We start from the raw sequence: 1017 nt of genomic DNA, 5'->3' as shown, positions 1-1017 counted from the left end.
TACCGTAAGATTTTTGCTGAGGGCGCTATAAGGGCTGCTAAATGGCTTAAAGAGCAAGCTCCTGGGTTATTCAGTCTGCAAGACACACTTAACTTGCAGGATATCCTGCAACGCTTACTTAAGCGATAAATACTGCTGGACGATTTTCGTAAAATTTCGTAGAATAAGTGCAATTTGCCTGAATCAGTCCGAAGGCTGGCGTGATTTGGCAAAATGCGCGGTTCAGGACGCAAAACGGGGAAGTCAAATTATTGATTCACCCGTTTTTTTATGTACGGAGGTTGCCCTTGAGTATTCTAGCGAGTCAATCCGCTAAACGAGCGATTCTGGTGCTTGCTGATGGGACCGTGTTTCGCGGGACCGCTATTGGAGCCGAAGGCTCCGCAGTCGGCGAAGTGGTCTTTAACACGGCCATGACAGGCTACCAGGAAATTCTTACCGACCCATCTTATACCGAACAAATCGTTACTCTAACTTATCCCCATATTGGCAATACCGGCACCAACTCAGAAGACGAAGAGTCTGACAAGGTTTGGGCCAAAGGTCTTATCATCAGAGACTTGGCAATGAAAGCCAGTAACTTCCGTAGTGAGGAAACCTTGAGTGCCTATTTGCAACGTCATAATGTGGTAGGCATTGCGGACATTGATACGCGCCGTTTAACTCGCATATTGCGCGAGAAAGGTGCTCAAAATGGCTGCATCATGGTCGGTGAACTGGATGAAAACAAAGCGCAGGAATTAGCGCAGAAGTTTCCCGGATTAAAAGGCATGGACCTTGCCAAAGAAGTTTGCTGTGACAAAGCTTATGATTGGTCTGGTGGTAGCTGGCAATTGGGCGAAGGACACACTAAACCTGAGCAAAGCCAGTACCATGTGGTTGCATACGATTATGGGTGTAAGCACAACATTTTACGCTTGCTGGCAGACAGAAACTGTAAAATTACCGTTGTACCGGCACAGACCACGGCTGAAGAAGTTTTAAAGCTAAACCCGGACGGTATTTTCTTGTCGAACG

General features: G+C 46.9%; 2 protein-coding genes. Both read left to right on the top strand.

The features are described 5' to 3' along the window. Positions 1–129 (top strand): dihydrodipicolinate reductase C-terminal domain-containing protein (locus B3180_RS06945; RefSeq protein ID WP_286843731.1); only part of this gene is annotated, 129 nt, incomplete at its 5' end. Positions 130–287: 158 nt separating this feature from the next. Beyond that, the coding region (locus B3180_RS06940; RefSeq protein WP_286843722.1) for a carbamoyl phosphate synthase small subunit at positions 288–1017 on the top strand (730 nt) is incomplete at its 3' end.

Source organism: Idiomarina sp. UBA4206 (assembly GCF_002383015.1).
In the GTDB taxonomy this organism is placed as follows: domain Bacteria; phylum Pseudomonadota; class Gammaproteobacteria; order Enterobacterales; family Alteromonadaceae; genus Idiomarina; species Idiomarina abyssalis.
Note: the sequence above shows the minus strand (reverse complement) of the source record. Positions and strands in the feature narration are given on the sequence as shown.